The following is a 23,743-nucleotide window of genomic DNA, read 5'->3' as shown; positions in this document are numbered from 1 at the left end:
ATGAACGACAGGTATCCGGTGGTGATCTCCGGTGTCACCAAGGGGATGGGCCGTGCGCTCGCACTGCGGTTCGCCGAGCTGGGCCACCCCGTCTCCGGCTGCGGTCGCTCCGCGGACGCGGTCGCCGAACTGCGCGACCGGCTCGGGCCGGGGCACCTCGTCGAGGCCGTGGACGTCACCGACGCCGCGGCCGTCGCGCGGTGGTCCCGGACCACCGTCGCCGAGATCGGCGTGCCGCGCCTGGTCGTCGCCAACGCCGGCGCCATCCACGCGCAGCGGCCCGTCTGGGAGGTCGACCCTGCCGTCTTCAGCGGCATCATGCGGGTCAGTGTCGAGGGCGTGCACACGATGGCCCACGCGTTCCTGCCGCTGATGCTGGAGCCCGGGGGCTCCTTCGTCGCCGTCTCCTCCGGCTGGGGCCGCACCCCGCGCGAGTTCCTCGCTGCGTACAGCGCCGCCAAGTTCGCCGTCGAAGGCTACGTCGGCGCCGTCGCCAAGGAAGTGCCCGCCCACGTCAAGGTCGCCGCGGTCGCCCCGGACAGCGCCGTGGACACCGAGATGCTCGCCACCTGCCTGCCGGACGAGCACCATACCTATCCCGGCCCGCAGGACTGGGCCCGTGCCGCGGTGGACTACCTGCTGCACCGGCTTCCCCAGGAGCCGTCCGGCGGCGGCCTCGTCTTCCCGGCGCCCTGAAACCGCTTCCCACCTCCGACACCACAACGACCTTGGACACCACCATGAGCAACCGCTTCGGCAACCGCCGTGTCGTCATCAACGGCGCCTCCCGCGACTTCGGCCGTACCCTCGCGATCCGTTTCGCGCAGGAGGGCGCCGAGGTCTTCCTCTCCGCCCGCACCGCCGAGGGCGCGGAGAAGGTGCGCGACGAGATCCGCGCCCTCGGCCACGACCGCGTGCACGCCTTCGCCTGCGATCTGACCGACCCCGCGTCGGTGCGCGGCTTCGCCGCCCGGGTCGGCGAGATCACCGACCACGTGGACGTCCTGGTCAACAATGCCGCCCGGTGGCTCGAGGGCACCGACCTGCTCTCCGTCTCGGACGACGAGGTCATCGACACCATCGCCTCGGGCGCCACCGGCACGGTCCTGACCGTCAAGAACTTCCTGCCCCTGCTGCTCGCCTCCGAGCAGCCCGACATCGTCACCATGGTGTCCGTCTGCGGAGTCCCCGGGGACCACCGCTCCAGCGCCCACGACGCCTTCTATGCCGCGAAGCACGCCCAGACCGGCTTCACCGAGGTGCTCTCCAAGCGCCTGCGCTCCAAGGGCGTGAGGGTCATCTCCCTCTACCCGCCGGACTTCCGCAACAACGACCCGCTGTCGGAGGCCTGGGAGACGGCACCGCGCACGGCCGACTCCATGCTCACCTCCCAGTCGCTGTCGGAGTGCGTGCTCTTCGCCGTCGGCCAGCCCCGCGACTGCTTCATCAAGTCCTTCCACTTCGAGCAGGTCCGAGAGCAGGTCTGACCATGCCCACACCACCACAGGACGACCGGCACACAAGACCCCCCGGGGTGAGCACCAAGATGGGCCAGAACGCGGTGGTCGCCGCCGGCGACCCCGCGCTCGCCCTGGATCTGACCGTCCTGGAGAATCCGGCGTCCCTGGCCCACCACCTCTTTGCCGCCTCCGGCACTGTGGTGGTACGCCCGGACGTCTCCGACGACATGGGATCCGCGCTGTTCCACCACCCCGGCGCCCCGCTGTCGGAGGAGGACACCGCCCACCTGTGGCGGCGGCCCGGGAGCCGCGTCGTCGCACACGCCATGGTCTCCGGCACCCCGCACTTCGCCAACGCCGTCGTGCATGACGGCCGCCTGGTCATCACCGACTGCTGGCGCTGCTTCACCCTTGAGGAGGGCGTACGCACGATCCTCACCAGCGTCATCAACGTCGCCTCCGACTCCCCGCTGCTCCCCAGGCTCACCACCGAACTGGAGAAGGTCGTCAAGGCCGCCGGCATCACCGATGGACCGGTGCACTTCGAACTCGTCGTCGCCGAGCACGTCACCAAGGTGGTCAAGTTCGCACGCCGACAGGCGGCCTCCCCGCTGCCCGAGCTGTGCGACCTGCTCGGCATACCCGGCCAGCACGGTGCGCTCACCACCGGACGGCCCGTCGCCCTCGCCGACACCGGGCACCCCGGGTTCGTCGCCGACTACTCCTTCATCGTCCGCACCCCCGGCCGGCTCGCCGAGGTGATCGGCCTCGCCGAGCTGCTGGCCCGCCCCTCGTACGTGGGAACGGAACGCATCCCCGAGCCGGAGACGCTCCTGGAGCCCTCGCTGGACGAGAACGCCACCTTCGTGCTGTGGCTGCGTCACCAGGACGAAGCCACCGTCCTCGCCGACATCGCTCACTACCACTCCCGCAACCGGGAGGGTGTCTTCGCCCTCGCCGGCTGACGGTCGGCGAGGGCGAGGAGCCCCTCCGAGCAAAGGAACCCCCGTGTCCACATCCGCCGCGCCGACCGTCGCCATTGTCGACGCCTACTCCTCGGCGAACCGCCTCGCCCCCCTGCTGCGGGAGCGCGGCCACCGCGTCGTCCATGTCCAGAGCACCGGACGCATCCCCGCCGTCTTCGCCCCCCAGTTCGTCCCGGAGGACTTCGACACCAACATCGTCCATCGCGGTGACCCGGCCGCCACCGCCGCGGTCCTCGCTGAACACCGCCCGGTGGCCGTACTGCCGGGCGGCGAAGTCGGGGTGGAACTCGCCGACGCCCTCAGCGAGTCGCTGGGCCTGCGGACCAACGGCACAGCGAAGAGCGCCGCTCGCCGGGACAAGTTCCGCATGGTCGAGACGGTCAGGGCCGCCGGGCTGCGCGGAGTCGAGCAGCTGATGACCTCTGACGAGGACGAGGCCGTGGAGTGGGCCGGCAAGCTGGGCGGCCGGGTCGTCGTCAAACCGGTGCGCAGCGCCGGCAGCGAAGGAGTCCGGTTCTGCGAGTCCGGCCACGAGGTGCGGACCGCCGTCCGCGCCGTGCTCGGCAAGGACAACGCTGTCGCGTCCCGCAACGACGCCGTACTGGTGCAGGAGTACCTCTTCGGCACCGAGTACTACGTCAACACGGTCAGCATGGACGGGCGGCACCACGTCTGCGACATATGGCGGACCACCCACATCTCCGCCAACGGCGTGCGCGACCTCCTCGACGGGGCGCATCTGCTTCCCCGGAGGGGTGAGGTACAGGAGCAACTGGTCGCGTACACCTTCGCGGTGCTCGACGCGCTCGGTGTGGCCAACGGACCGGCGCACACCGAACTGAAACTCACCCCCGACGGCCCCTGTCTTATCGAGAGCGGCGCCCGGCTGTGCGGCGGCGGCCTGCCCACACTGGTGCGGACCGCGCTCGGAGAGGGCCAGTTGGAGTGGACCGCCGACGCCTACCTGGCGCCGGACGTCTTCCTCGACCGGTGCGGGGAGGACTACCGCATCGAACGGCACATCGCCTCCATCGGGCTGATCGCACCCCGCTCCGGCACCCTCGTCGCCTACCCCCGGCTTCCCGAGGTGCGCATCCTGGAGAGCTTCCACGAGCTCAAGATGGCCGTGGCACCCGGTGACCCGATCCACCGGACCGTCGACGACTTCAAGATCCCACTGCTGGTCAACCTCGCCCACGAAGTGGAGGAGATCGTCCGCCGCGACCACGGGACCATCCGCCAGCTCGACGGCGACGGCTTCTACACCATCGGCTGACGCGCCCCGCCGCGACCGGAACCCGGTCTCCAGCCGAGCCGCAGGGCACGACTACAGCCCACAGGAGGAGATGGAACCAGATGACGAACCCGCAATCGGCCGACCCGCACGACGGCGTCCTCGTCGTCGTCGGCAGCGGCATACGCCTGTACCGGGAGTACCTGCTGGCGGGGGCCGCCGCGGAGCATCCGCTCTGGCTCTTCGACTCTGGCGAACCCACCTGGCAGAAGCCATACTTGGCGGGCTTCACCCAGGTCGACACCTCGAGTCCGCAGGCGCTCGTCGACGCCGCCCGGGAACTGCGGCGCAGCCGCCCGGTCGACGGTGTCTTCTGCTTCTCGGAGGCGCTGGTCGAGCCCGCCGCCGCCGTGGCCGACGCCCTGTCCCTGCCCGGTATGAGCACGGAGGCTGTCCGCAACTGCCGGGACAAGGGCCGTACCCGAAAGCTGTTGGCCGCCGCCGGTGTGGGCCAGCCGAGTTCGGCGGCCGTCTCCTCGCTCGCCGAGGCCGCCGAGGCGGCGGACGCGATCGGCTATCCCGTGGTGCTCAAGCCCCGGGGACTGGCGGGCAGCCTCGGCGTCGTCTTCGTCTCCTGCGCGGAAGAACTCGCCGGCGCCTACCGGGAGGCCGCCGCACCCAGTTATCCGGGCGTGCCGGTCTTCACGGCGTCCGTGCTGGTCGAGGAGTACGTCGACGGCCCGGAGATCAGTGTCGACGGTCTGTTCGCCGACGGCGTCTATCAGCCCCTGGCGCTCGCCCGCAAACGAGTGGCACTGCCCCCCTACTTCGAGGAGGAGGGCCACCTCGTCGACCCGCGCGACCCGCTGCTGTCCTCGGAAGACCTGACGGCGTTCCTCACCGATGTCCACCGGCTGCTCGGCGCCGCCGACGCCATCACCCACACCGAGCTCAAGCTGACGGACTCCGGGCCGCGCCTGATCGAGGTCAACGCCCGCCCGGGCGGCGGACTCATCCCCTACCTCGGTGCCCTGTCCAACGGCATCGACCCCGGTCGGGTCGCGGCCCGCGCCGCCCTGGGCCGCCCGGTCGAGCTGACCACCGACGGCCGCGGCCGTGCCGCGGCCATCCACTTCGCCTACCCGGACGAGGACTGCACGGTCGATCGGGTGCGGCTTCCGCGGCCCGGCGAAGTCCCGGGGCTGCACCGGGCCGCGGCCCTGGTCGAGCCGGGCGATGTCCTGCGCCTCCCCCCGCGGGGCTACATCTCCCGCTACGCCTACGCGATATGCGTCGCGGACACGGTCGAGGAATGCGAGGCGGGCCTGACCCGCGCCCGCGAGGCGATCGGTCTGGAATACCGTCCCGCACCCGCACTCGACGCGAACGCGGCACCCGAGCTGGTGTGGTCCCAGACGACACCGAGTGCCGCGGACCGGACCGCCACCGGGACGGAGAACAACCGATGAGCGCCGTACCGGCAGAAAAGGACGGGAAGGGAGGGAAGCGGAACGAGGCGGCCGGGGACGCCGGGACGTGGGGCGCCGTCAGGACTCTGCGCCACAGCCACCCGGCTGTGCGCTTCCTGCTCCTGGGCGTCTTCGTCAACCAGGTCGGCGGCTTCGTCCAGCCCTTCCTGGTGCTCTACCTTGTCTGGCGCGGCTTCTCCACCGGGCAGGCCGGTATCGCGCTCACCGCGTACGGCGTCGGCACCATCGTGGGGGTGATGTTCGGCGCCGAGCTGGCCGACCGCCTCGGTCCCCGCAGGACCATCGTGCTGGCCATGGCCTGTGCCGCGACACTGACCGCCGCCGTGCCGATGATCGGCAACTACCACGTCGTCGTCGCCGTCGTCGCCGCCTCCGGAGCGATGATCCAGGCGTACCGCCCGGCGTCCTTGAGCCTGCTCACTGACCTGGTGCCCGAGGAACGCCACGTCATGGTGTTCTCGATGAACCGGATCGCGCTCAACCTGGGCGCGACGGTGGGACGGCTGTTCGCGGCCTGGCTGGTGACGGTCTCCTGGAACCTGCTGTTCTGGGTGAGCGGACTGGCCTCGCTGGCGTACGCCCTGATCGCGGTCATCGCGATACCGAAGGACAGCACGGTACGCGCGGAGACCGCGGACTCCGGGAAGGCCGGGGAGGGAGGGGTCCCGGGACGTGCCGGCTACGCGCTCATCATCCGTGACGTCCGCTTCATGCTCTTCCTCCTGGCGATGTTCCTCAGTGCGGCGATCTTCATCCAGTCGTTCGTGGCCCTGCCGCTGTCCATGAAGGAAGCCGGCTACACACCCACCGCCTACACCTGGGTGATCACCCTGTCCGCGGCGGCCATCATCGCCCTGGAGCTGCTCATCACCCGGTTCACCCAGCGCTGGCCCGCCTGGCTGGCGGCCTGCTCGGGACTGCTGCTCCTGGGATGCGGACAGGCGATGTACGTCGCGCCTCAGTACGTCCCCCTGCTGGTGGCGGCGACGCTGGTGGGGGTCCTCGGCACGATGGTCGGAGGGCCCACCATGTGGACCTACCCCGCGAAACTCGCCCCCCCGGGGTCGAAGGGCCGCTACCTCGGCCTCACCCAGGCCGCGTTCGGGCTCGGCAGCGCGCTGGGGCCGGTGATCGGCACCTTCGGCTGGGACGCGCTCGGCAACCGGGTGTGGCTGGCCTGGGGTGCGCTGGGACTGCTGTCGACGCTGGCCGCGGCAGTCGCGATGCGTCCACGCGCGGAGCCCGCCCGGCACAGTGCCCCCACTGCCACACCAACCCCCTAGGAGGCGTTCAGTGGTGGAGTCCGACAACCGCCCGGTGATCATCGTCGGTTACACGGCGGGCTGGAAGCACGTCGCGCGAAAGCACCACCGCGACACCACGACGCTCTTCGTGGACACGCCGACGGCGGCCCGCGAGAAGAACCTGGCGGCGGTGCTCGCCACCGCCGAGGCTCCCTGCGAACTGATCACGGCCGACTACGAGGCCGAGGGCGCTGCGGCCCGGTTCCACGGCGAGTACGAGGGCCGGCCGCCGGCCGCCGTCATCCCCGGCATCGAGTACGCCGTGCCGTTCGCGGCGCGGCTCGCCGAACTGTTCGGCCTGCCCGGCGCGGGCCCCCTGGCGGCCGATCGGCTGCGCGACAAGGGGCTGCTCCGGGAAGTGACCGCGGACAGCGGGGTGCGCAACCCGGCATCGCGCCCGGTCACCCACCCGGACGAGGTCCGCAAGCTCATGGCCGAGACCGGGGGGCCGGTGGTCCTCAAGCCCGCCAACCGCCAGGGCTCGATCGGCACCAGGATCATCCGCACCGCCGAGGACGTGGCGGAGGCGTGGACGGAGTGCACCGTCCGTGAGCACCGGGCCATGGCCGCGCAGAGCACCGCACCGGTCCGGATGCTGGCCGAATCCTTCCTGTCCGGACCGGAGTTCAGTGTCGAACTCCTGATCCGGGACGGCCGTGTCCTCTTCGGCAACGTGACGGCCAAGTCGCTCTTCCCCGGCGATCGCCCCGTGGAGCTCGGGCACACCGTGCCCGCCGACATCCCCGCGGAGCTGAACGAGCGCCTGTGCTCGGCGACCGAGCACCTCCTTGGGACCGTCGGATTCGCCACCGGCTTCGTCCACTGCGAGTGGATCGTGGTGGACGGCGAGCCGCACCTGGTGGAGTGCGCGGGACGGATGCCCGGCGACGGAATCATCACGCTCATCGACCTCGCCTGGGGCATCGACATCACCCACGAATACCTGGCGGTGATGCGTGGCGACGCACCCCGCGCCGACCTGCCCGACCGCGCGGCCGGCGGTGCCGCGAGCTGGTTCGTCTCCGCGGAACCGGGCGAGGTCATCCGGGTCGAGGGCGTATCGGCGGCAGCCCGCCTCCCGGGGGTCGTCTCCGCCGACGTTCTCGCCGGGCCGGGGTCGGTCACCCGGGCGCTGCGCTCCGGCCGGGACCGCGTCGGCTCGGTCATGGCCACCGGCGCCGACGCGGCCGAGGCGCGCCGGCGCGCCCGGGGCGCCGCCGCGTCGATCGAGGTAGTGGTCCGGCCCCGAACCTGACCCGCGTACAGCACCCGCACCGCCACGGGACGCCGACGGTGGACGATCCCGCCCCATCGGCCCGCGACACGGCCGAGACCGTGTTGCGGGCAACCCCGTGCAATCACTTGACAGTGCAGGCAAAGGAGACCCGAACATGTCCGTGACCCGCACCGCAGTCCCGCGTCGCTTCCTGATGTGCCGACCGGTCCACTACGAGGTGTCGTACTCCATCAACCCGTGGATGCATCCGGAGAAGCCGGTCGACACCGGTCTGGCGATGCTCCAGTGGGAACGTCTGCGAAGACTCTACGAGTCGCTCGGCCACACCGTCGAGGTGATCGACCCCCTGCCCGGACAGCCCGACATGGTGTTCGCCGCGAACGGGGCGACGGTGGTGGACGGCAAGGTCCTCGGCGCACGCTTCCGCCATGTCGAGCGCACCGCGGAAGGCCCCGCCTACCTTGACTGGTTCACCCGGCAGGGGTACCGCGAGATACTGTGGCCCGAGTACATCAACGAGGGGGAGGGCGACTACCTGCCGGTCGGCCGCCGCATCCTGGCGGGCACCGGCTTCCGCACGGACCCGCGTTCCCACCAGGAGGCGCAGGAGTTCTTCGGCCTGCCGGTGACGAGCCTGACCCTGGTGGACCCGCACTACTACCACCTGGACACCGCGCTGGCGGTCCTCTCCGACACCGAGATCATGTACTATCCGGCGGCCTTCACCCCGGGCAGCCAGGCGGTTCTGCGGGAGATGTTCCCCGGCGCGATCCTGGCCTCCGAGGAGGACGCGGCCGTCTTCGGGCTCAACGCCTTCTCCGACGGTCTCAACGTCTTCCTCCCCGAGATCGCCGAAGGCCTCATCGCCGAACTGTCGGCCCGCGGCTTCAACCCGATCGGGGTGGACCTCACCGAACTGCTCAAGGCGGGCGGCAGCGTGAAGTGCTGCACCCTGGAACTGCGCTCCTGAGCCGACGCACGGTCGCGGCGGGACGGGCAGTGCTCGGCCCGCCGTGCGGGCGGACGGATACCGACTCATCATGATCGCCCGGGCGGGAGTGCCTGCTCGCCGACGCTTCACCCTCGCCCACGGACTCGGGGCACGTCCTGGCGGGGACACCACCTTGCGCCCGCTGGCCGTGTACACGGGACTGGACATGGCGACGGAGAAGCGGTGCTGCGGTGGGCAGGAAGAAAGAGGGGTGAGGCGGAGGCCTCACGAGGCGGGCCAGCCGGGTGGCTGACCCGCTGCGCTGCGCTTTCCGAGACAGCAAGTCCTCAGGCGGGCAGCCGTACGGCTGCCCGCCTGAGGACTCCGGAGCTGATCAGGTACTGTGCGGGTGCTCCGCCCGGCCCCTTCCCAGGGACTTCTCAGGGACTTTCCGTCGTGTGGACGAGAAAAGGCCCGACAGTTCCGAAAGGACAGGAACCGCAGGTCAGGGCGGCCCCTTCAGCACTCGATGACGTTGACGGCCAGCCCGCCGCGGGCGGTCTCCTTGTACTTGACCTTCATGTCCGCACCCGTCTCCTTCATCGTCTTGATGGCCTTGTCCAGGGAGACGTGGTGGCGGCCGTCGCCGCGCAGGGACATCCGGGCCGCGGTGACCGCCTTGACCGCGGCCATGCCGTTGCGCTCGATGCACGGAATCTGGACCAGGCCGCCCACCGGGTCGCAGGTCAGGCCCAGGTTGTGCTCGATGCCGATCTCGGCGGCGTTCTCGACCTGTTCGGGGGAGCCGCCCAGGACCTCGGCGAGGCCGCCGGCGGCCATGGAGCAGGCCGAGCCCACCTCTCCCTGGCAGCCGACCTCGGCGCCGGAGATGGAGGCGTTCTCCTTGAACAGCAGGCCGACGGCGCCCGCGGTCAGCAGGAAGCGCACGACCGTGTCGTCGTCCGCACCGGGCACGAACTCCATCGCGTAGTGCAGTACGGCCGGGATGATGCCCGCCGCGCCGTTGGTGGGCGCGGTGACGACGCGCCCGCCGGCGGCGTTCTCCTCGTTGACCGCCATCGCGTAGAGCGTCAGCCACTCCATGGCGTGCGCGGCGGCGTCCCCCTCGGCGCGCAGCCGCCGCGCCGAGGCGGCCGCGCGGCGGCGCACCTTCAGACCGCCGGGCAGGATGCCCTCCCGCGACAGGCCGCGGGCCACGCACTCGCGCATCACCCGCCAGATCTCCAGCAGCCCCGCGCGGATCTCCTCCTCACCGCGCCAGGCCCGCTCGTTCTCCAGCATCAGCGCCGAGACGGACAGGCCGGTCTCGCGGGTGGCGCGCAGCAGTTCGTCACCGGTGCGGAAGGGGTACTTCAGCACCGTGTCGTCGAGTTTGATGCGGCCGGCTCCGGCCGCCTCCTCGTCCACCACGAAGCCGCCGCCCACCGAGTAGTAGGTCTTCTCCAGCAGCGGCGTGCCGTCGGCGCCGTACGCGGCCAGGGTCATGCCGTTGGCGTGGTACGGCAGCGAGCGGCGGCGGTGCAGCACCAGATCGCGGTCGACGTCGAAGACGACCTCGTGGCCGCCGCCCCCGCCGTCTTCGGATCCGTTCCCGGAGCCGCTCTCATCGCCGCCCTCCCCGCCGGCAGTGAGCAGCCCCAGCCGGCCCGAGTGCCGCACCCGCTCGACCTCCGCCTCCGCGGCCTCGACGTCGACGGTGCGCGGCGAGTGGCCCGCCAGGCCGAGCAGCACCGCCTTGGGCGTACCGTGGCCGTGGCCGGTGGCGCCCAGCGAGCCGAACAGCTCGGCCCGCAGCGAGACGGTGCGGTCCAGTACGCCCTCCTTCCGCAGCCGGCGTGCGAACATCCCGGCCGCCCGCATCGGGCCGACGGTGTGGGAGCTGGAGGGGCCGATGCCGATGGAGAAGAGGTCGAAGACGGAGATGGCCACGGTGGCGGACTCCCTTGTCTGCTCGTGGTTCGCGGCCCGCCGGGTGCGGCGGGCGTGGGGTCCCGCGGGTGTGCGGGGCGGGGAAGCGTCGTCGGGCGGGAAACGGTGCCGGACGGTGTCGGCGGGCCGGGCGCGCCGCCGGTGGAGGCGGCGCACCCGGGTGCCGTGCCGGGGCCTTACAGGCCCGGGTACAGCGGGTGCCTGTCGGCCAGCGCCGAGACGCGGCCGGCCAGTTCCTTGGCCTCCGCCTCGTGGAACGAGGGCTTCAGGGCCTCGGCGACGACGTCCGCGACCTCGCGGAAGTCGTCGGCCGTGAAGCCGCGCGTGGCCAGCGCCGGGGTGCCGATGCGCAGGCCCGAGGTGACCATCGGCGGACGCGGGTCGTTCGGGACGGCGTTGCGGTTGACGGTGATGCCGATGGAGTGCAGGCGGTCCTCGGCCTGCCGGCCGTCCAGCTCGCTGTCGCGCAGGTCGACCAGGACCAGGTGGACGTCGGTGCCGCCCGACAGCACGGCGACGCCCGCCTCGGCCGCGTCCGGCCGCGTCAGCCGCTCGGCCAGCAGCTTCGCGCCCTCCAGGGTGCGGCGCTGGCGGTCCTTGAACTCCTCCGTCGCCGCGATCTTGAAGGAGACGGCCTTCGCCGCGATGACGTGCTCCAGCGGGCCGCCCTGCTGGCCGGGGAAGACCGCGGAGTTGATCTTCTTGGCGTGCTCCTGCTTCGACAGGATCACCCCGCCGCGCGGACCGCCCAGCGTCTTGTGGGTCGTGGTGGTGACCACGTCCGCGTACGGCACCGGGTTGGGGTGGAGACCCGCGGCCACCAGGCCGGCGAAGTGCGCCATGTCCACCATCAGCAGCGCGCCCACCTCATCGGCGATGCGGCGGAAGGCGGCGAAGTCGAGCTGCCTGGGGTACGCCGACCAGCCGGCGATGATCAGCCTGGGGCGGCGCTCCCGCGCCAGCCGCTCGACCTCCTCCATGTCGACCAGGCCGGTTTCGGCGTCGACGTGGTAGGCGGCCACGTCGTACAGTTTGCCGGAGAAGTTGATCTTCATGCCGTGGGTCAGATGGCCGCCGTGCGCCAGGTCCAGGCCCAGGATGGTGTCGCCCGGCTGCAGCAGGGCGAACATCGCCGCGGCGTTGGCCGAGGCGCCCGAGTGCGGCTGGACGTTGGCGGCCTCGGCGCCGAAGAGGGCCTTCACCCGTTCGCGGGCGATGTCCTCGATCACGTCGACGTGCTCGCAGCCGCCGTAGTAGCGGCGGCCGGGGTAGCCCTCGGCGTACTTGTTGGTGAGGACCGAGCCCTGGGCCTGGAGGGCCGCGACCGGGGCGAAGTTCTCCGAGGCGATCATCTCCAGGGTGGTCTGCTGACGGCGCAGCTCGGCGTCGACGGCTGCGGCGACGTCGGGATCGACCTCGTGCAGGGAACTGTTCAGAAGCGACATCCGGGTCTTTCCGATCGTGGTGGGCTGGCGGCGGAGGGCGGATCCGGGGCGGAGGAGGCGGGCGGGCCGCCGCTCACTCGCCGGTGAAGGCGGCGTACTCGTCGGCGGACAGCAGGTCCTCCGGCTCGTCCGTCACCCGGACCTTGAACAGCCAACCGCCCTCGTAGGGGGCGGAGTTCACCAGCGCCGGGTCGTCCACCACGTCCTGGTTGACCTCGGTGACCTCACCGGTGACCGGCGCGTACAGGTCGCTGACCGACTTGGTCGACTCCAGCTCGCCGCAGGTCTCACCCGCGGTCACCGTGTCGCCGGCCTCCGGGAGCTGCACGAAGACGACGTCGCCGAGGGCGTTCGCCGCGTGCTCGGTGATGCCGATCGTCGAGACGCCGTCCTCGGCGGCCGACAGCCACTCGTGTTCCTTGCTGTAGCGCAGTTGCTGGGGGTTGCTCATGGCGTGATTCTCCTGATCAGGGGTGTGGTGTGAGAAACGGGTCTTGCCAGGTGGGACGGGAACCCGGGCGGGTGGTGCGGGAAGGGGCGGTCGGGCGGGCGGTACGGCGGCCCGAGCCGTCAGCGCTCGCGCCGGTAGAACGGCAGCGCGACGACCTCGTAGGGCTCATGCGTACCGCGGATGTCCACCGCCACACCCTCGGTGCCCGGGGCGGCGTGGGCGGCGTCCACGTACGCCATGGCGATCGGCCTGCCCAGTGTGGGGGAGGGGGCGCCGGAGGTGACCTCGCCGATCACCGAGCCGTCCGCGCCGACCACCGCGTACCCGGCGCGCGGCACCCGGCGGCCGGCGGCGACCAGGCCGACCAGCTTGCGCGGCGGGTTCTCGGCGGCGGCCTCCAGGGCGGCGCGGCCGGTGAAGTCGCCGGGCTTGTCGAACTTCACCACGCGGCCGAGCCCGGCGTCGAAGGGGGTGGTGGAACGGGTCAGCTCGTTGCCGTACAGCGGCATGCCCGCCTCCAGCCGCAGCGTGTCGCGGCAGGACAGCCCGCACGGCACCAGGCCCGCGTCCGCGCCGGCCTCGGTCAGCGCCCGCCACAGCGTCTCGGCGTCGCCGGGCGCGACGAACAGCTCGAAGCCGTCCTCGCCGGTGTAGCCGGTGCGGGCGATCAGCGCCTCCACGCCCGCCACCGTGCCGGGCAGCCCGGCGTAGTACTTCAGGCCGCCGAGATCGGCGTCGGTGACCTTCGCCAGGACGGTGGGCGCCTGCGGTCCCTGGACGGCCAGGAGGGCGTAGGCGTCGCGGTCGTCGCGCACGGCCGCGCCGGTGAGGCCGGAGGCGTCGAGCCGCTCGGTGAGGGCGTCCAGCACCACCTGGGCGTTGGAGGCGTTGGCGACGACCAGGTACTCCTCGGCGCCCAGCCGGTAGACGATCAGGTCGTCGAGGATGCCGCCGGACTCGTCGCAGATCATGGTGTAGCGCGCCCGGCCCACGGCGACGGCGGACAGATGGCCGGCCAGGGCGCGGTCCAGCAGCTCGCCGGCCTGCGGACCGGTGACGGCGATCTCACCCATGTGGCTCAGGTCGAACAGGCCGGCGCGGGTACGCACGGCGTTGTGCTCGTCGCGCTCGCTGCCGTAGCGCAGCGGCATGTCCCAGCCGGCGAAGTCGGTCATGGTCGCGCCCAGGGCGCGGTGCACGGCGTCGAGGGCGGTACGGCGGGGGGAATCACTCATGGTGGGCAGGCTCCCGGGCGAGGTGGCGATGGCGTGCGAGGACGGTGGGAAGGACACGTCCTCCCCATCTGTCATCGGAACCTGAGAGGTTCGCCGAGAGTCGCCCGGGCGGGCCACGGCTTGCACCTTGGGTGGGGCGGCTCCCCTCGGAGCCGCCCGCTTTTCAGATCTGCCTCGTCCACACGGTATCGGGGCCTGAGAGATTCAAGGGAGGACTTGCTCCTTCGGCGCCCCGGAAACCGTCGTGACCAGCGTTTTCCGGGAACTCTCCCGTGCGGACTCGATCGGCCGGTATGCAGTTGACACGCTCATCATCGCACGCCCGGCGCGCACCACCCCCGGGCGGGCGCGAAGCCGCGCCGCCGGGCCCGCGACGAGAGGGGTGACGGGACGGGCACGGCACCGTGACACACCTGGTGAGCGGCCGTCTTGTTCACCGTCCCCCTTCTTGACACGCTCGGGGTGACGCCGCGAGCACGTGGCGCGAAATGGGGAGGGCGTATCCGGTGAGCAGCCTGGAGAGTGCTTGTACGGCACAGGGTGGAGCGCCGCCCCGGCGCAGGAGCGCGCCGCGGAAGGCAGTGCCCGCGGCGGTGCCGGCCGCCGAGCCGGGGAGCGCGGGCGGACGCGATCTGCGCGGCACGGCGCAGGTGCGGGTCCTGCGCTTCCCCGCCGGGGACCGGGTGGTCGTCTCCGGGCTGCCGGGCAGCGGCAAGTCCACCCTGATCCGCCGCGTGGTCGCCGACGGCGCGGCGGTGCGGATCGACTCCCAGGACATGCGGGAGCGCTGGGAGCGGCGGATGCCCGCCCGGCTGCCGTACGCCGTCTACCGCCCCCTGGTGAGGATCGCGCACTACCTCGCGCTGCGGCGGGCCCTGGCCTCGGACGCCGGCGTGGTGGTGCACGACTGCGGAGCCCAGGGCTGGGTGCGCCGCTGGCTGGCCCGGGACGCGCGGCGGCGCGGGCGGGCCGTGCACCTGCTGCTGCTGGACGTACCGCCCCGGGTGGCGCTGGCCGGCCAGGCGGCACGGGGGCGGGGGGTCTCGGCGTACGCCTTCGCCCGGCACCGGCGGGCGGTGCGCCGTCTGGTGGCGGACGCGGAGGCCGGGCGGCTGCACCCGGGCTGCGTCGCGTCGGTGCTGCTGGACCGGACGGCGGCAGGGGCGCTGAGCGCGGTGGAGTTCGAGTGACCCCCGCGGCCCCGCGGCCCCCGCGTCCCACGGCATCCGCACCCCGTGGAGGCGGGCGCGGCCGGCGGGCGGACGCACCCGCCCGGCGCCGATAAGGTTTTCCCATGACCATCCCGCAGCAGTACGGACCGGGGCACGGCGGCGACTGGCCCGGCAACGAGCTGGAGGAGACCCTCGCCGCCTCCCTCGGCGCCCCCGGAGCGGGCGCCCGGCTGCTGGAGGTGCTCGGGCGCAGCAGTCTGTGGGTGCCGCTGCCCGAGGGCGGCGGGCCGGCCAGCCCCAGTCTGGACCTGCCCACGATCCAGCTCGACGGGGCGCCCTACGTCCCCGTCTTCAGCTCCGAGCGGCAGTTCCGGCAGTGCGCCGGCTCGCACCTGCCCTTCGCCGTCGCGCCCGCGCGGGAGTTCGCCCGCGGCCTGCCGCCGCAGGTGGGCATCGCGGTCAACCCCGGTGGCGCCGTCGGTGTCCCCCTGCCCCCGGACGCCGTGGCCCAACTGTGCCGGGAGGGCGGGGCCGAGGGGATTCCGGGAATGGCGAGCGGCGCCCGGGTCCGGCTCTTCGAGCCCGACTGGCAGGAGGAGCCGGTGGACTTCCTGGCCGCCGCGGCCGGTGAGTTCGCGGTGCTGGCGCAGGTCCGCACCGCGCGCCGCGGCCTGGCCAGCGCCGAGGGCGACCCGCCCGCGCTGTTCGTCGGAGTGGAGCTCGACCTGCTGGACCCGCAGGCCCGTGCGGCGGCGCACGACGCGCTCGGCCGCGCGCTGGGCCGGGAGCCGGTGCGCTGGCCGGTGCAGATGGTGCTGCTGGACGCGGCCCAGGATCCGGTCGTGGACTGGATGCGCCAGTGCGTGCGGCCCTTCTACACCCGCCAGGACCGGCCGTACTGACGTCCGGGCCGCCCGGCCTCCCGTGCGGCCCTGCCCCGGGGCCCGCGCCCGGAGCGGGGCGAGTGGTCCGGACCCTGTCGGGCACGGACCGTAAGCTGGTTGGATGTCGGGACGGGACGGGACGCACGCGCGGCCCGGTGAGCGAGGACGACGCGAGAAGGGGCGGCCCACGTGAGCGCGGGTGGAAGCGTTGAGCAACTGCTGCGGCAGGTGGCGCCCGGGCGGTACGACACCTATGAAGCGCTGCTGCACGCCCTCGCCTCCGGTCAGGTGTGGATGCTGCTCTGGCACGGCCAGGCCGGCTCCCCCGACGCCCAGTACGGGAACATGGAGGTCGCCGGGCACGGCTACGCGCCCTGTGTGACCTCCGGGCACGAGCTGGCCTCCTCCGGCTGGAGCAGGGCCCACGAGGTGGTCGGCGGACGCGACGTCGCCGCCGCCCTCTTCCCCGACCGCTGGGGACTGTGGCTCAACCCGCACGCGCCCGGAGGCGGCGTCGGCATCCCCTGGCTGGACCTGCGCCGGATCGCCGGCGGACTGGAGAGGCTGCCCGCCGGGCCGCTGCGCATCGGCGAACCGACCGTGGACGTACCGAACTTCTACGCCCAACTGGTGCACAACGCCCACCGCACGCCCGCGGTGCGCACCCTGCGCCGGGCCTGGGTGCAGCCCGCTCTGGGCGCCCCGCGCCTGGTGATCGGGCTCGATCTGTACGACTTCGCGCCGCAGGCGGTGGAGTCGGTACGGGCGATGATGCGGCAGTCGGTGGCCTCGGTGCCGGAGGGACTGGCGGTCTCCACGGTGTCGATGTCGGACGAGTACGACCCGGTCGCCATGTGGCTGCGGGCCAACTCCCGGCCGTTCTTCGACCGCGACGCCCACGCCGCCGTCCCCGCGGCGGCCCCCGGACACGGCTACGGCTACCCCCGCCCCCGCTGACGCGACCTCACCGCCCGGCCCCATCCGCCCGCCCGGCCCGGGGCGGCGCGTCGGTGCGCCCGGGGCTCCCCGGCGCCGGCCCCCAGTCCACCGGAGATCGGTGGTTTCATCCGGTATCAATGCTTTGACCTGCGCCGCCGCCGTTCCGGGCACCAGGGTCTCAGGTCTATATCACCGACATGCGGACAGTTCACACCGATGGTTGGGCGCAGTACTGTTCGGGCGACCAGCAGTCAAACCGTCACCGACCCCTGAGGTGGAACATGCGAATAACCGGTTCCAGGGTCGTCCAGACGATCGCGGCGACCCTCGCGGTTGGTGTGATCGCCACTGGATGTGCCAGTGAACGAGGCGAGGAGAACGAGGGCAAGGGTGGTGACACCTTCGTCTTCGGCGCCGCCGGGGACCCGGGCTCCCTGGACCCGGCACTGGCCAGTGACGGTGAGACGTTCCGGGTCACCCGCCAGGCCTTCGAGGCGCTGATCGAGCACGAGCCGGGCGGCAGCAAGCTGGTCGGCGGCCTCGCGGAGTCGTGGGAGGCCGACGAGAGCGGTACCGAGTGGACCTTCAATCTCCGCGAGGGGGTGAAGTTCCACGACGGCGAGGAGCTGACCGCCGAGGCGGTGTGCAAGAACTACGACCACTGGTTCAACTGGACCGGCACGTACCAGGAGATCGCGGTCTCCTACTACTGGCAGAAGATCTTCGGCGGCTTCGCGGAGAACGAGAACAAGGACACGTCCGAGGCCAACTACAAGGGCTGCGAGGCGAAGGACGAGCTGACCGCCGTCATCAGCGTGCACGAGGCCACCGCCAACCTGCCCGGCGGCTTCTCGCTCCAGGCGCTGGCCATCCACTCCCCGAAGGCCATCGACGCCTACAAGGAGGAGGAGCTGAGCGGCGAGGGCGACACCATCTCCTACCCGAAGTACAGCCAGGAGGCCGGCACCGTCGCGGGCACCGGTCCCTTCAAGATCACCGAGTGGGACAAGGGCAACAAGGAAGTCACCCTCGAGCGGTTCGACGACTACTGGGGCGACAAGGCCGGCGTCGAGAAGCTGGTCTTCCGCACCATCTCCGAGGAGTCCGCGCGCCGCCAGGCGCTGCAGGCCGGCAACATCCACGGCTACGACCTGGTCGCGCCCTCGGACGTGAAGACCCTGGAGAACGAGGGCTTCCAGGTCCCGGTCCGCGGTGTGTTCAACATCTTCTACATGGGCATGTCGCAGGAGGCGAACGAGGCCCTGGAGAAGAAGGACGTCCGCCAGGCGATCACCCACGCCATCGACCGCGAGAACATCGTCAAGACGCAGCTGCCCGAGGGCGGCGTGGTGGCCACCCAGTTCATGCCGGACACCGTCGACGGCCACTCGGACGAGGTCCCCACCTACGAGTTCGACACGGACAAGGCCGAGGACCTGCTGAAGAAGGCCGGCGAGGAGAAACTGAAGGTCACCTTCTGCTACCCGACCGAGGTCACCCGCCCGTACATGCCCGCCCCGGCCGACATGTTCGAGCTGATGAAGTCCGACCTGGAGGAGGCCGGTGTCACCGTTGAGCCCAAGCCCATGAAGTGGGCCCCGGACTACATCGACGCCGTCGAGGCCGGCACCTGCGACCTGCACCTGCTGGGCTGGACCGGTGACTTCAACGACGCCTACAACTTCATCGGCACCTGGTTCGCCGGCTACGACGAGCAGTGGGGCTTCCGCGACGACACTGTCTTCGACGCGGTGAAGGGCTCCAGCGCCGAGGCGGACGCCGTCAAGCGGGTGGAGCTGTACAAGAAGGCCAACGAGGCCATCATGGAGTACATCCCGGGCATCCCGATCTCCTCCTCCCCGCCCTCCATCGCGTTCGCCGAGGACGTCAACCCCCCGAAGGTCTCCCCGCTGACGCAGGAGAACTTCGCAGAGGTCTCCTTCAAGTAAACGCATGACCGCGCGCAGGTCCGCCCGGCCACGGCATCCGAAGTGGCCGGGCGGACCTGCCCATGAGGACCAAGAAAGGGGCGTCGCGGGGTGTTGCGTCTCGTCGTACGAAGACTGCTCCAACTGATACCCACCCTGCTGGGCCTGTCCGTTCTGCTGTTCATCTGGCTGAACCGGCTTCCCGGCGGACCCGCCGCGGCCATGCTCGGCGAGCGTGCGACCGAGGCGGACAAGGCCCGCATCGAGGCGGCCCTCGGGCTCGACCAGCCCGTGTGGGTCCAGTACGGCCGCTTCCTCAGGCGGCTGTCCGAGCTGGACCTGGGGGTCTCCACCCAGACCGGCCAGCCGGTGTGGGACGAGTTCACCCGGGCGTTCCCGGCCACGGTGGAACTCGGCATCTCGGCCATGATCATCGCCGTCGCCGTCGGTGTCCCGCTGGGCTACTTCGCCGCCCGCCGGCGCGGCAGCTGGCTGGACGTCACCGCGGTCTCCGGCTCCCTGGTGGGCATCTGCATCCCGGTGTTCTTCCTGGCCTTCCTGCTCAAGGCCGTCTTCGCCGTCCAGCTCGGCTGGTTCCCCAGCTTCGGCCGCCAGACCACCGGCCTCGACGCCACCGAGGTCACCGGTTTCTACGTGCTGGACGGCATCCTCACCGGCGAGCTCGACGCGGCCTGGGACGCGGTGAGGCACCTGGTGCTCCCGGCCCTGGCGCTCGCCTCGATCCCGCTGGCCATCATCACCCGTATGACCCGGGCCAGCGTCCTGGAGGTGCTCGGCGAGGACTACGTGCGCACCGCCGAGTCCAAGGGCCTGAGCCGCCAGGTGGTGCGCGGCCGCCATGTGCTGCGCAACGCGCTGCTGCCGATCGTCACCGCCGTCGGCCTGCTCACCGGCGGCCTGCTGTCGGGCGCGGTGCTCACCGAGTCGGTCTTCGCCTTCGGCGGCATCGGCTCGTTCATCAAGACCGCCATCGACGAGCGCGACTACCCGGTCCTGGTGGGTTTCATCATGTTCATCGCGGCTGCGTACGTCGTCATCAACCTGCTGGTTGACCTCGCCTACAGCCTTATCGACCCGAGAGTGCGGGTGCACTGATGAGCACCAAGACCGACAAGATCGACCGGCTCGCCGAGCTCACCGCCTCCACCGAGACCTCCACGGGCGCCAGTCTGTGGGTCGAGGCATGGCGGCGGCTGAAGACGAGCAAGATGGCCGTGATCGGCGCGTGCGTCATCGGTGTGTTCGTGGTGGTCGCGATCGTGGGCCCGTGGGTCGCCCCGTACAGCCCCACCGCGCAGCTGTGGCGCGGTGAGGTCCTCACCAACCAGAACGTCTTCGTCGGCCCCCGCGCCGAGAACTGGCTCGGCCTGGACCACCTGGCCCGCGACGAGTTCTCCCGGCTGCTGGTGGGAGCCCGCCAGACCCTGCTGGTCGGCATCGTCGCCACGCTGCTCGGCTTCACCGTCGGCGCGCTGGTCGGCGGCGCCTCGGGCGCCGCCCTGGTGCTGGGCGGCAGGGCCGGCCGCCGGATCGACACCGCCGTGATGCGCGTCATCGACATCATGCTGGCGCTGCCCTCGCTGCTGCTGGCCGTGTCCGTCGCGGCGGTCCTGGGCCAGTCCCTGACCACCGTGATGATCGCGGTGGGCGTGGTGCAGATCCCCATCTTCGCCCGGCTGCTGCGCGGCGCCATGCTGGCACAGGGCGGCTCGGACTACGTGCTGGCCGCCCAGGCGCTCGGAGTGCGCAAGCGGCGCATCGCGCTCGGCCATGTGCTGCCCAACTCGCTGAGCCCGGTGATCGTCCAGGCCACCCTGAGCCTGGCGACCGCCATCATCGAGGCGGCGGCGCTGTCCTACCTCGGCCTGGGCAACCCCGACGCCGCCGAACCGGAGTGGGGCGTCATGCTGGCCCAGGCGCAGGGCTACTTCGACAGCGCACCGATGCTCGCGGTCTACCCCGCGCTGGGCATCATCGTCACCGCGCTCGGCTTCACCCTGCTGGGCGAGGCGATGCGGGAAGCCCTCGACCCGAAACTGCGGAGTTGATCACATGGCCCTGCTTTCCGTGGACGAACTGACCGTCACCTTCACCCAGCGCGGCCGGCGCGACGTGAGGGCCGTGTCGGGCGTGTCCTTCGACGTCGACCAGGGCCGGGTCGTCGGCCTGGTCGGCGAGTCGGGCTGCGGCAAGTCCGTCACCTCGCTGGCCCTGATGGGGCTGCTGCCCTCCCGGGGCGTGAGGACCGGCGGCCGGGCCGACTTCGACGGCACCGACCTGCTGACCCTGAGCCCGAGGGGGATGCGCGACCTGCGCGGCTCCCAGCTGGCGATGATCTTCCAGGACCCGCTGTCCTCGCTGAACCCGGTGGTGCCCATCGGCGTCCAGGTCACCGAGATCCTGGCCCGGCACCGGGGGATGAAGGGCGAGGCCGCCCGCAGGGAGGCCGCCTCCCTGCTGGACCGGGTCGGCATCCCCGATCCCGCCCGGCGGCTGAAGGAGTACCCGCACCAGCTCTCCGGCGGCATGCGCCAGCGCGCCCTGATCGCCATGGCGGTGGCCTGCGCGCCGCGGCTGCTGATCGCGGACGAGCCGACCACCGCGCTGGATGTGACGATCCAGGCCCAGATCCTGGAGCTGCTCAGGGAACTGGTCGATCAGGAGGGCACCGCCCTGCTGATGATCACCCACGACCTGGGCGTGGTCGCGGGCCTGTGCGACCAGGTCAACGTGCTCTACGCGGGCAAGGTGGTGGAGTCCGCCGAGCGGCGCGAGCTGTTCGACGCGCCGACCCACCCGTACGCCAACGGGCTGCTGGGGTCCATCCCCCGGCTCGACGCGCCGCGCGGCGAGCCGCTGAGGCCGGTGCGCGGCTCCATCAACGACACGATCGCCTGGGCGGACGGCTGCGCCTTCGCCCCCCGGTGCGACCACTACACGCTGGAGTGCCTCCAGGGCACTCCGGCGCTGGACGAGCCGCGCAAGCCCGGGCACCAGGTGCGGTGCGTCAACCCGGTGCTCTCCGGGGGCGCCGCCGACCTGCGCGAGTCCGCGCTGCCCGAGCCGGACGAGGTGCCCGGCACCGGCGCCGCCGGCGACGGCGGATCCGCGGCGGCCGGGGAGAACGCGGCGGCCGGCACGGCCGAGAAGGAGGCCGGAGCATGAGCCTGCTCCAACTGAACGGTGTGAAGGTCCACTTCCCGGTGAAGAAGGGCATCTTCTTCGACCGCACGGTCGGCCACGTCCACGCCGTCGACGGCGTCTCGCTCTCCGTCGAACCCGGCCAGACGTACGGCCTGGTGGGGGAGTCGGGCTGCGGCAAGACCACGCTGGGCCGGGCGGTCCTGCGGCTGGTGGACGTCACCGACGGCGAGGTGGTCTTCGACGGCACCGATCTGGCGAAGCTGCCGGACGAGGAGATGCGCCGCTTCCGCCGCCGGCTCCAGATGGTCTTCCAGGACCCGCTGGGCAGCCTCAACCCCCGGCAGAACATCGAGTCGATCCTCTCCGAGGGCATGGAGGCCCACGGCATCGGCGCCGACCAGGAGGAGCGCCGCGCCAGGATCCGGAAGATCCTGGCGAGGGTCGGTCTGCCGGCGGGCGCGCTCTCCCGCTACCCGCACGAGTTCTCCGGCGGGCAGCGCCAGCGCATCGGCATCGCCCGGGCGCTGGTCCTGGAACCGGACGTGATCATCTGCGACGAGCCGGTCTCCGCGCTGGACGTCTCCATCCAGGCGCAGGTGATCAACCTGCTGGAGGAGCTCCAGCGGGAGATGGGACTGACCTATCTGGTCATCGCCCACGACCTGGCCGTGGTCCGGCACATCTCCGACGTCGTCGGTGTGATGTACCTGGGCTCGCTGGTGGAGGAGGCGCCCAGCGACATGCTGTACGCCGAGCCCCGGCACCCGTACACCCGGGCGCTGATGTCGGCGGTGCCGGTGCCCGACCCGGAGGTCGAGGACAACCGCGAGCGCATCCTGCTCACCGGCGACCTGCCCTCCCCGGCCGATCCGCCGACAGGCTGCCGCTTCCACACCCGCTGCCCGTGGAAGCAGGACACGCTCTGCGCGACCGACCGTCCCGAGCTGCGTGACCTGGGCGGCGGGCACAGGGTGGCCTGCCACTGGGCCCAGGAGATCGCCGACGGCCGGATCGGCCCCGCGCACAACGCGGCCCAGGTGGTCCCGGCCGGGCACACCGAGCCGACCGAGGCCGTGGAGCCGGAGAAGGCCGTGAGGCCGGAGAAGACGGAGGAGGCCGCGACCGCGGCCGAGTGAGCCGCACGACGCACGCCCCGCCGTCGCCACCGCCCGCCTCCGCACCCGTGAAGGGCCGGAGGCGGGCGGTGGCGCGCGTACGGCACCTGTTACAACCGGGGGGTGGATCTGTTCACCCCTTCCGTCCAGCACTGGCTCGACCTGGCCGGGATCTTCGTCTTCGCCGTCTCCGGCGCGCTGCTCGCCGTCCGCAAGAACTTCGACGTCGTCGGCATGGCGCTGCTCGCCTCGGTCACCGGGCTGGGCGGCGGGCTCTTCCGGGACCTGGTGATCGGGGCGGTGCCCCCGGCCGCCTTCACCGACCTCGGCTATCTGCTGACCCCGCTGGCCGCCACGGTGCTGGTCTTCTTCCTCCACCCGCAGGTGGAGCGGATCAACCGGGCGGTGATGGTCTTCGACGCGGCCGGGCTCGGCCTGTTCTGCGTCACCGGCACGGTCAAGGCGCACGCCTACGGGCTCGGTCTGACCGCCTCGGTCGTCATGGGGCTGGCCACGGCCGCCGGCGGCGGCGTGCTGCGCGACGTCCTGGCCAACGAGGTGCCCTCACTGCTGCGCTGGGACCGCGAGGTCTACGCCGTACCGGCCGTCGTCGGGGCGACGGCGGTGGCGCTGCTGGTCAAGGCCGGGGAGCTGAACGGGGTGACCAGCGGCGCGGCGGCGGCCCTCGCCTTCGTCCTGCGGCTACTGGCCCTGCGCTACAACTGGCGCGCGCCGCGGGCCTGGCACCGCCGCAGCCGGCGGACCGAGGAGGGCGGGGGAGAGGCTTGAGCGGACGCGGGCAGGTCCTGCCTGAACT

Annotated in this window: 21 protein-coding genes and 1 riboswitch; of the genes, 17 read left to right on the top strand and 4 right to left on the bottom strand. The window is 71.8% G+C overall.

Annotated features, from left to right (window positions below):
* The 8 genes from AC2CJA_RS02000 to ddaH all read left to right on the top strand — a co-directional run bounded on the left by AC2CJA_RS02000 (nt 1) and on the right by ddaH (nt 8,681).
* Nucleotides 1-696, top strand: a complete 696-nt coding sequence (locus tag AC2CJA_RS02000; protein ID WP_484600886.1) for an SDR family oxidoreductase — start codon at nt 1-3, stop codon at nt 694-696.
* Nucleotides 697-740: 44 nt separating this feature from the next.
* Nucleotides 741-1,487: an SDR family oxidoreductase gene (locus AC2CJA_RS01995; RefSeq protein ID WP_484600899.1), complete on the top strand. Its 747-nt coding sequence runs from the start codon at nt 741-743 to the stop codon at nt 1,485-1,487.
* A 47-nt stretch (nt 1,488-1,534) separates the two neighbouring features.
* Complete coding sequence (locus tag AC2CJA_RS01990; protein WP_484600885.1) at nt 1,535-2,425, top strand: hypothetical protein; 891 nt, start codon at nt 1,535-1,537, stop codon at nt 2,423-2,425.
* A gap of 43 nt (nt 2,426-2,468) precedes the next feature.
* Nucleotides 2,469-3,722 (top strand): ATP-grasp domain-containing protein, encoded by a 1,254-nt coding sequence (locus AC2CJA_RS01985; protein ID WP_484600884.1) that lies wholly within the window; start codon nt 2,469-2,471, stop codon nt 3,720-3,722.
* An 80-nt stretch (nt 3,723-3,802) separates the two neighbouring features.
* Nucleotides 3,803-5,149: an ATP-grasp domain-containing protein gene (locus AC2CJA_RS01980; RefSeq protein WP_484600883.1), complete on the top strand. Its 1,347-nt coding sequence runs from the start codon at nt 3,803-3,805 to the stop codon at nt 5,147-5,149.
* The gene (locus tag AC2CJA_RS01975; RefSeq protein ID WP_484600882.1) at nt 5,146-6,453 is read left to right on the top strand and encodes an MFS transporter; all 1,308 of its coding nucleotides are present in this window, start codon (nt 5,146-5,148) and stop codon (nt 6,451-6,453) included. The genes AC2CJA_RS01980 and AC2CJA_RS01975 overlap by 4 nt, the downstream gene beginning before the upstream one ends.
* A 10-nt stretch (nt 6,454-6,463) precedes the next feature.
* On the top strand, nt 6,464-7,729 hold the full coding sequence (locus AC2CJA_RS01970; protein ID WP_484600881.1) for an ATP-grasp domain-containing protein: 1,266 nt from the start codon (nt 6,464-6,466) through the stop codon (nt 7,727-7,729).
* Nucleotides 7,730-7,865: 136 nt separating this feature from the next.
* On the top strand, nt 7,866-8,681 hold the full coding sequence (gene ddaH, locus AC2CJA_RS01965; RefSeq protein ID WP_484600880.1) for a dimethylargininase: 816 nt from the start codon (nt 7,866-7,868) through the stop codon (nt 8,679-8,681).
* A gap of 480 nt (nt 8,682-9,161) precedes the next feature.
* On the opposite strand, the gene AC2CJA_RS01960 is transcribed toward ddaH, so the two are convergent.
* From AC2CJA_RS01960 to gcvT, 4 genes are all read right to left on the bottom strand, one after another.
* Complete coding sequence (locus AC2CJA_RS01960) at nt 9,162-10,592, bottom strand: L-serine ammonia-lyase (protein WP_484600879.1); 1,431 nt, start codon at nt 10,590-10,592, stop codon at nt 9,162-9,164.
* Nucleotides 10,593-10,768: 176 nt separating this feature from the next.
* Entirely contained in the window at nt 10,769-12,037 is a 1,269-nt protein-coding gene (gene glyA / locus AC2CJA_RS01955) for a serine hydroxymethyltransferase (protein WP_484600878.1), read from the bottom strand.
* 73 nt (nt 12,038-12,110) lie between these two features.
* Nucleotides 12,111-12,488, bottom strand: a complete 378-nt coding sequence (gene gcvH, locus AC2CJA_RS01950; protein WP_241716060.1) for a glycine cleavage system protein GcvH — start codon at nt 12,486-12,488, stop codon at nt 12,111-12,113.
* A 119-nt stretch (nt 12,489-12,607) separates the two neighbouring features.
* Nucleotides 12,608-13,723, bottom strand: coding sequence for a glycine cleavage system aminomethyltransferase GcvT (gene gcvT, locus AC2CJA_RS01945; RefSeq protein WP_484600877.1), 1,116 nt, complete (start codon nt 13,721-13,723; stop codon nt 12,608-12,610).
* A gap of 173 nt (nt 13,724-13,896) precedes the next feature.
* Nucleotides 13,897-14,006: riboswitch (glycine riboswitch) on the bottom strand.
* Between the two features lie 205 nt (nt 14,007-14,211).
* On the opposite strand from gcvT, the gene AC2CJA_RS01940 reads away from it, so the two are divergent.
* The 9 genes from AC2CJA_RS01940 to AC2CJA_RS01900 all read left to right on the top strand — a co-directional run bounded on the left by AC2CJA_RS01940 (nt 14,212) and on the right by AC2CJA_RS01900 (nt 23,715).
* Nucleotides 14,212-14,913: an AAA family ATPase gene (locus AC2CJA_RS01940; RefSeq protein WP_484600876.1), complete on the top strand. Its 702-nt coding sequence runs from the start codon at nt 14,212-14,214 to the stop codon at nt 14,911-14,913.
* A 104-nt stretch (nt 14,914-15,017) separates the two neighbouring features.
* The gene (locus AC2CJA_RS01935; protein WP_484600875.1) at nt 15,018-15,797 is read left to right on the top strand and encodes an enhanced serine sensitivity protein SseB; all 780 of its coding nucleotides are present in this window, start codon (nt 15,018-15,020) and stop codon (nt 15,795-15,797) included.
* Between the two features lie 171 nt (nt 15,798-15,968).
* Nucleotides 15,969-16,736 (top strand): enhanced serine sensitivity protein SseB C-terminal domain-containing protein, encoded by a 768-nt coding sequence (locus tag AC2CJA_RS01930; RefSeq protein WP_484600873.1) that lies wholly within the window; start codon nt 15,969-15,971, stop codon nt 16,734-16,736.
* Between the two features lie 263 nt (nt 16,737-16,999).
* Nucleotides 17,000-18,667, top strand: a complete 1,668-nt coding sequence (locus AC2CJA_RS01925) for an ABC transporter substrate-binding protein (protein ID WP_484600872.1) — start codon at nt 17,000-17,002, stop codon at nt 18,665-18,667.
* Between the two features lie 90 nt (nt 18,668-18,757).
* Nucleotides 18,758-19,762 (top strand): ABC transporter permease, encoded by a 1,005-nt coding sequence (locus tag AC2CJA_RS01920; RefSeq protein ID WP_484600871.1) that lies wholly within the window; start codon nt 18,758-18,760, stop codon nt 19,760-19,762.
* Nucleotides 19,762-20,715, top strand: a complete 954-nt coding sequence (locus AC2CJA_RS01915; protein WP_484600870.1) for an ABC transporter permease — start codon at nt 19,762-19,764, stop codon at nt 20,713-20,715. The genes AC2CJA_RS01920 and AC2CJA_RS01915 overlap by 1 nt, the downstream gene beginning before the upstream one ends.
* 4 nt (nt 20,716-20,719) lie before the next feature.
* Entirely contained in the window at nt 20,720-21,832 is a 1,113-nt protein-coding gene (locus AC2CJA_RS01910) for an ABC transporter ATP-binding protein (protein ID WP_484600869.1), read from the top strand.
* Nucleotides 21,829-22,947 (top strand): ABC transporter ATP-binding protein, encoded by a 1,119-nt coding sequence (locus tag AC2CJA_RS01905; protein WP_484600868.1) that lies wholly within the window; start codon nt 21,829-21,831, stop codon nt 22,945-22,947. Before AC2CJA_RS01910 ends, AC2CJA_RS01905 begins: the two co-directional genes overlap by 4 nt.
* A 102-nt stretch (nt 22,948-23,049) precedes the next feature.
* The gene (locus AC2CJA_RS01900; RefSeq protein WP_484600867.1) at nt 23,050-23,715 is read left to right on the top strand and encodes a trimeric intracellular cation channel family protein; all 666 of its coding nucleotides are present in this window, start codon (nt 23,050-23,052) and stop codon (nt 23,713-23,715) included.
* The last annotated feature ends 28 nt before the right edge of the window (nt 23,716-23,743 follow it).

It is taken from the genome of Streptomyces sp. ATLC9 (assembly GCF_057196705.1).
This window is presented reverse-complemented; position numbering and strand designations above follow the sequence as displayed.

Bases quoted from the DNA above. Each gene is read 5' to 3' on its own strand.
- AC2CJA_RS01940 (WP_484600876.1), top strand. From the start codon at position 14,212: ATGGGGAGGGCGTATCCGGTGAGCAGCCTGGAGAGTGCTTGTACGGCA.
- AC2CJA_RS02000 (WP_484600886.1), top strand. From the start codon at position 1: ATGAACGACAGGTATCCGGTGGTGATCTCCGGTGTCACCAAGGGGATG.
- AC2CJA_RS01925 (WP_484600872.1), top strand. From the start codon at position 17,000: ATGCGAATAACCGGTTCCAGGGTCGTCCAGACGATCGCGGCGACCCTC.
- AC2CJA_RS01995 (WP_484600899.1), top strand. From the start codon at position 741: ATGAGCAACCGCTTCGGCAACCGCCGTGTCGTCATCAACGGCGCCTCC.
- AC2CJA_RS01915 (WP_484600870.1), top strand. From the start codon at position 19,762: ATGAGCACCAAGACCGACAAGATCGACCGGCTCGCCGAGCTCACCGCC.
- AC2CJA_RS01935 (WP_484600875.1), top strand. From the start codon at position 15,018: ATGACCATCCCGCAGCAGTACGGACCGGGGCACGGCGGCGACTGGCCC.
- AC2CJA_RS01975 (WP_484600882.1), top strand. From the start codon at position 5,146: ATGAGCGCCGTACCGGCAGAAAAGGACGGGAAGGGAGGGAAGCGGAAC.
- AC2CJA_RS01905 (WP_484600868.1), top strand. From the start codon at position 21,829: ATGAGCCTGCTCCAACTGAACGGTGTGAAGGTCCACTTCCCGGTGAAG.
- gcvH (WP_241716060.1), bottom strand. From the start codon at position 12,488: ATGAGCAACCCCCAGCAACTGCGCTACAGCAAGGAACACGAGTGGCTG.
- AC2CJA_RS01910 (WP_484600869.1), top strand. From the start codon at position 20,720: ATGGCCCTGCTTTCCGTGGACGAACTGACCGTCACCTTCACCCAGCGC.
- glyA (WP_484600878.1), bottom strand. From the start codon at position 12,037: ATGTCGCTTCTGAACAGTTCCCTGCACGAGGTCGATCCCGACGTCGCC.
- AC2CJA_RS01980 (WP_484600883.1), top strand. From the start codon at position 3,803: ATGACGAACCCGCAATCGGCCGACCCGCACGACGGCGTCCTCGTCGTC.
- ddaH (WP_484600880.1), top strand. From the start codon at position 7,866: ATGTCCGTGACCCGCACCGCAGTCCCGCGTCGCTTCCTGATGTGCCGA.
- gcvT (WP_484600877.1), bottom strand. From the start codon at position 13,723: ATGAGTGATTCCCCCCGCCGTACCGCCCTCGACGCCGTGCACCGCGCC.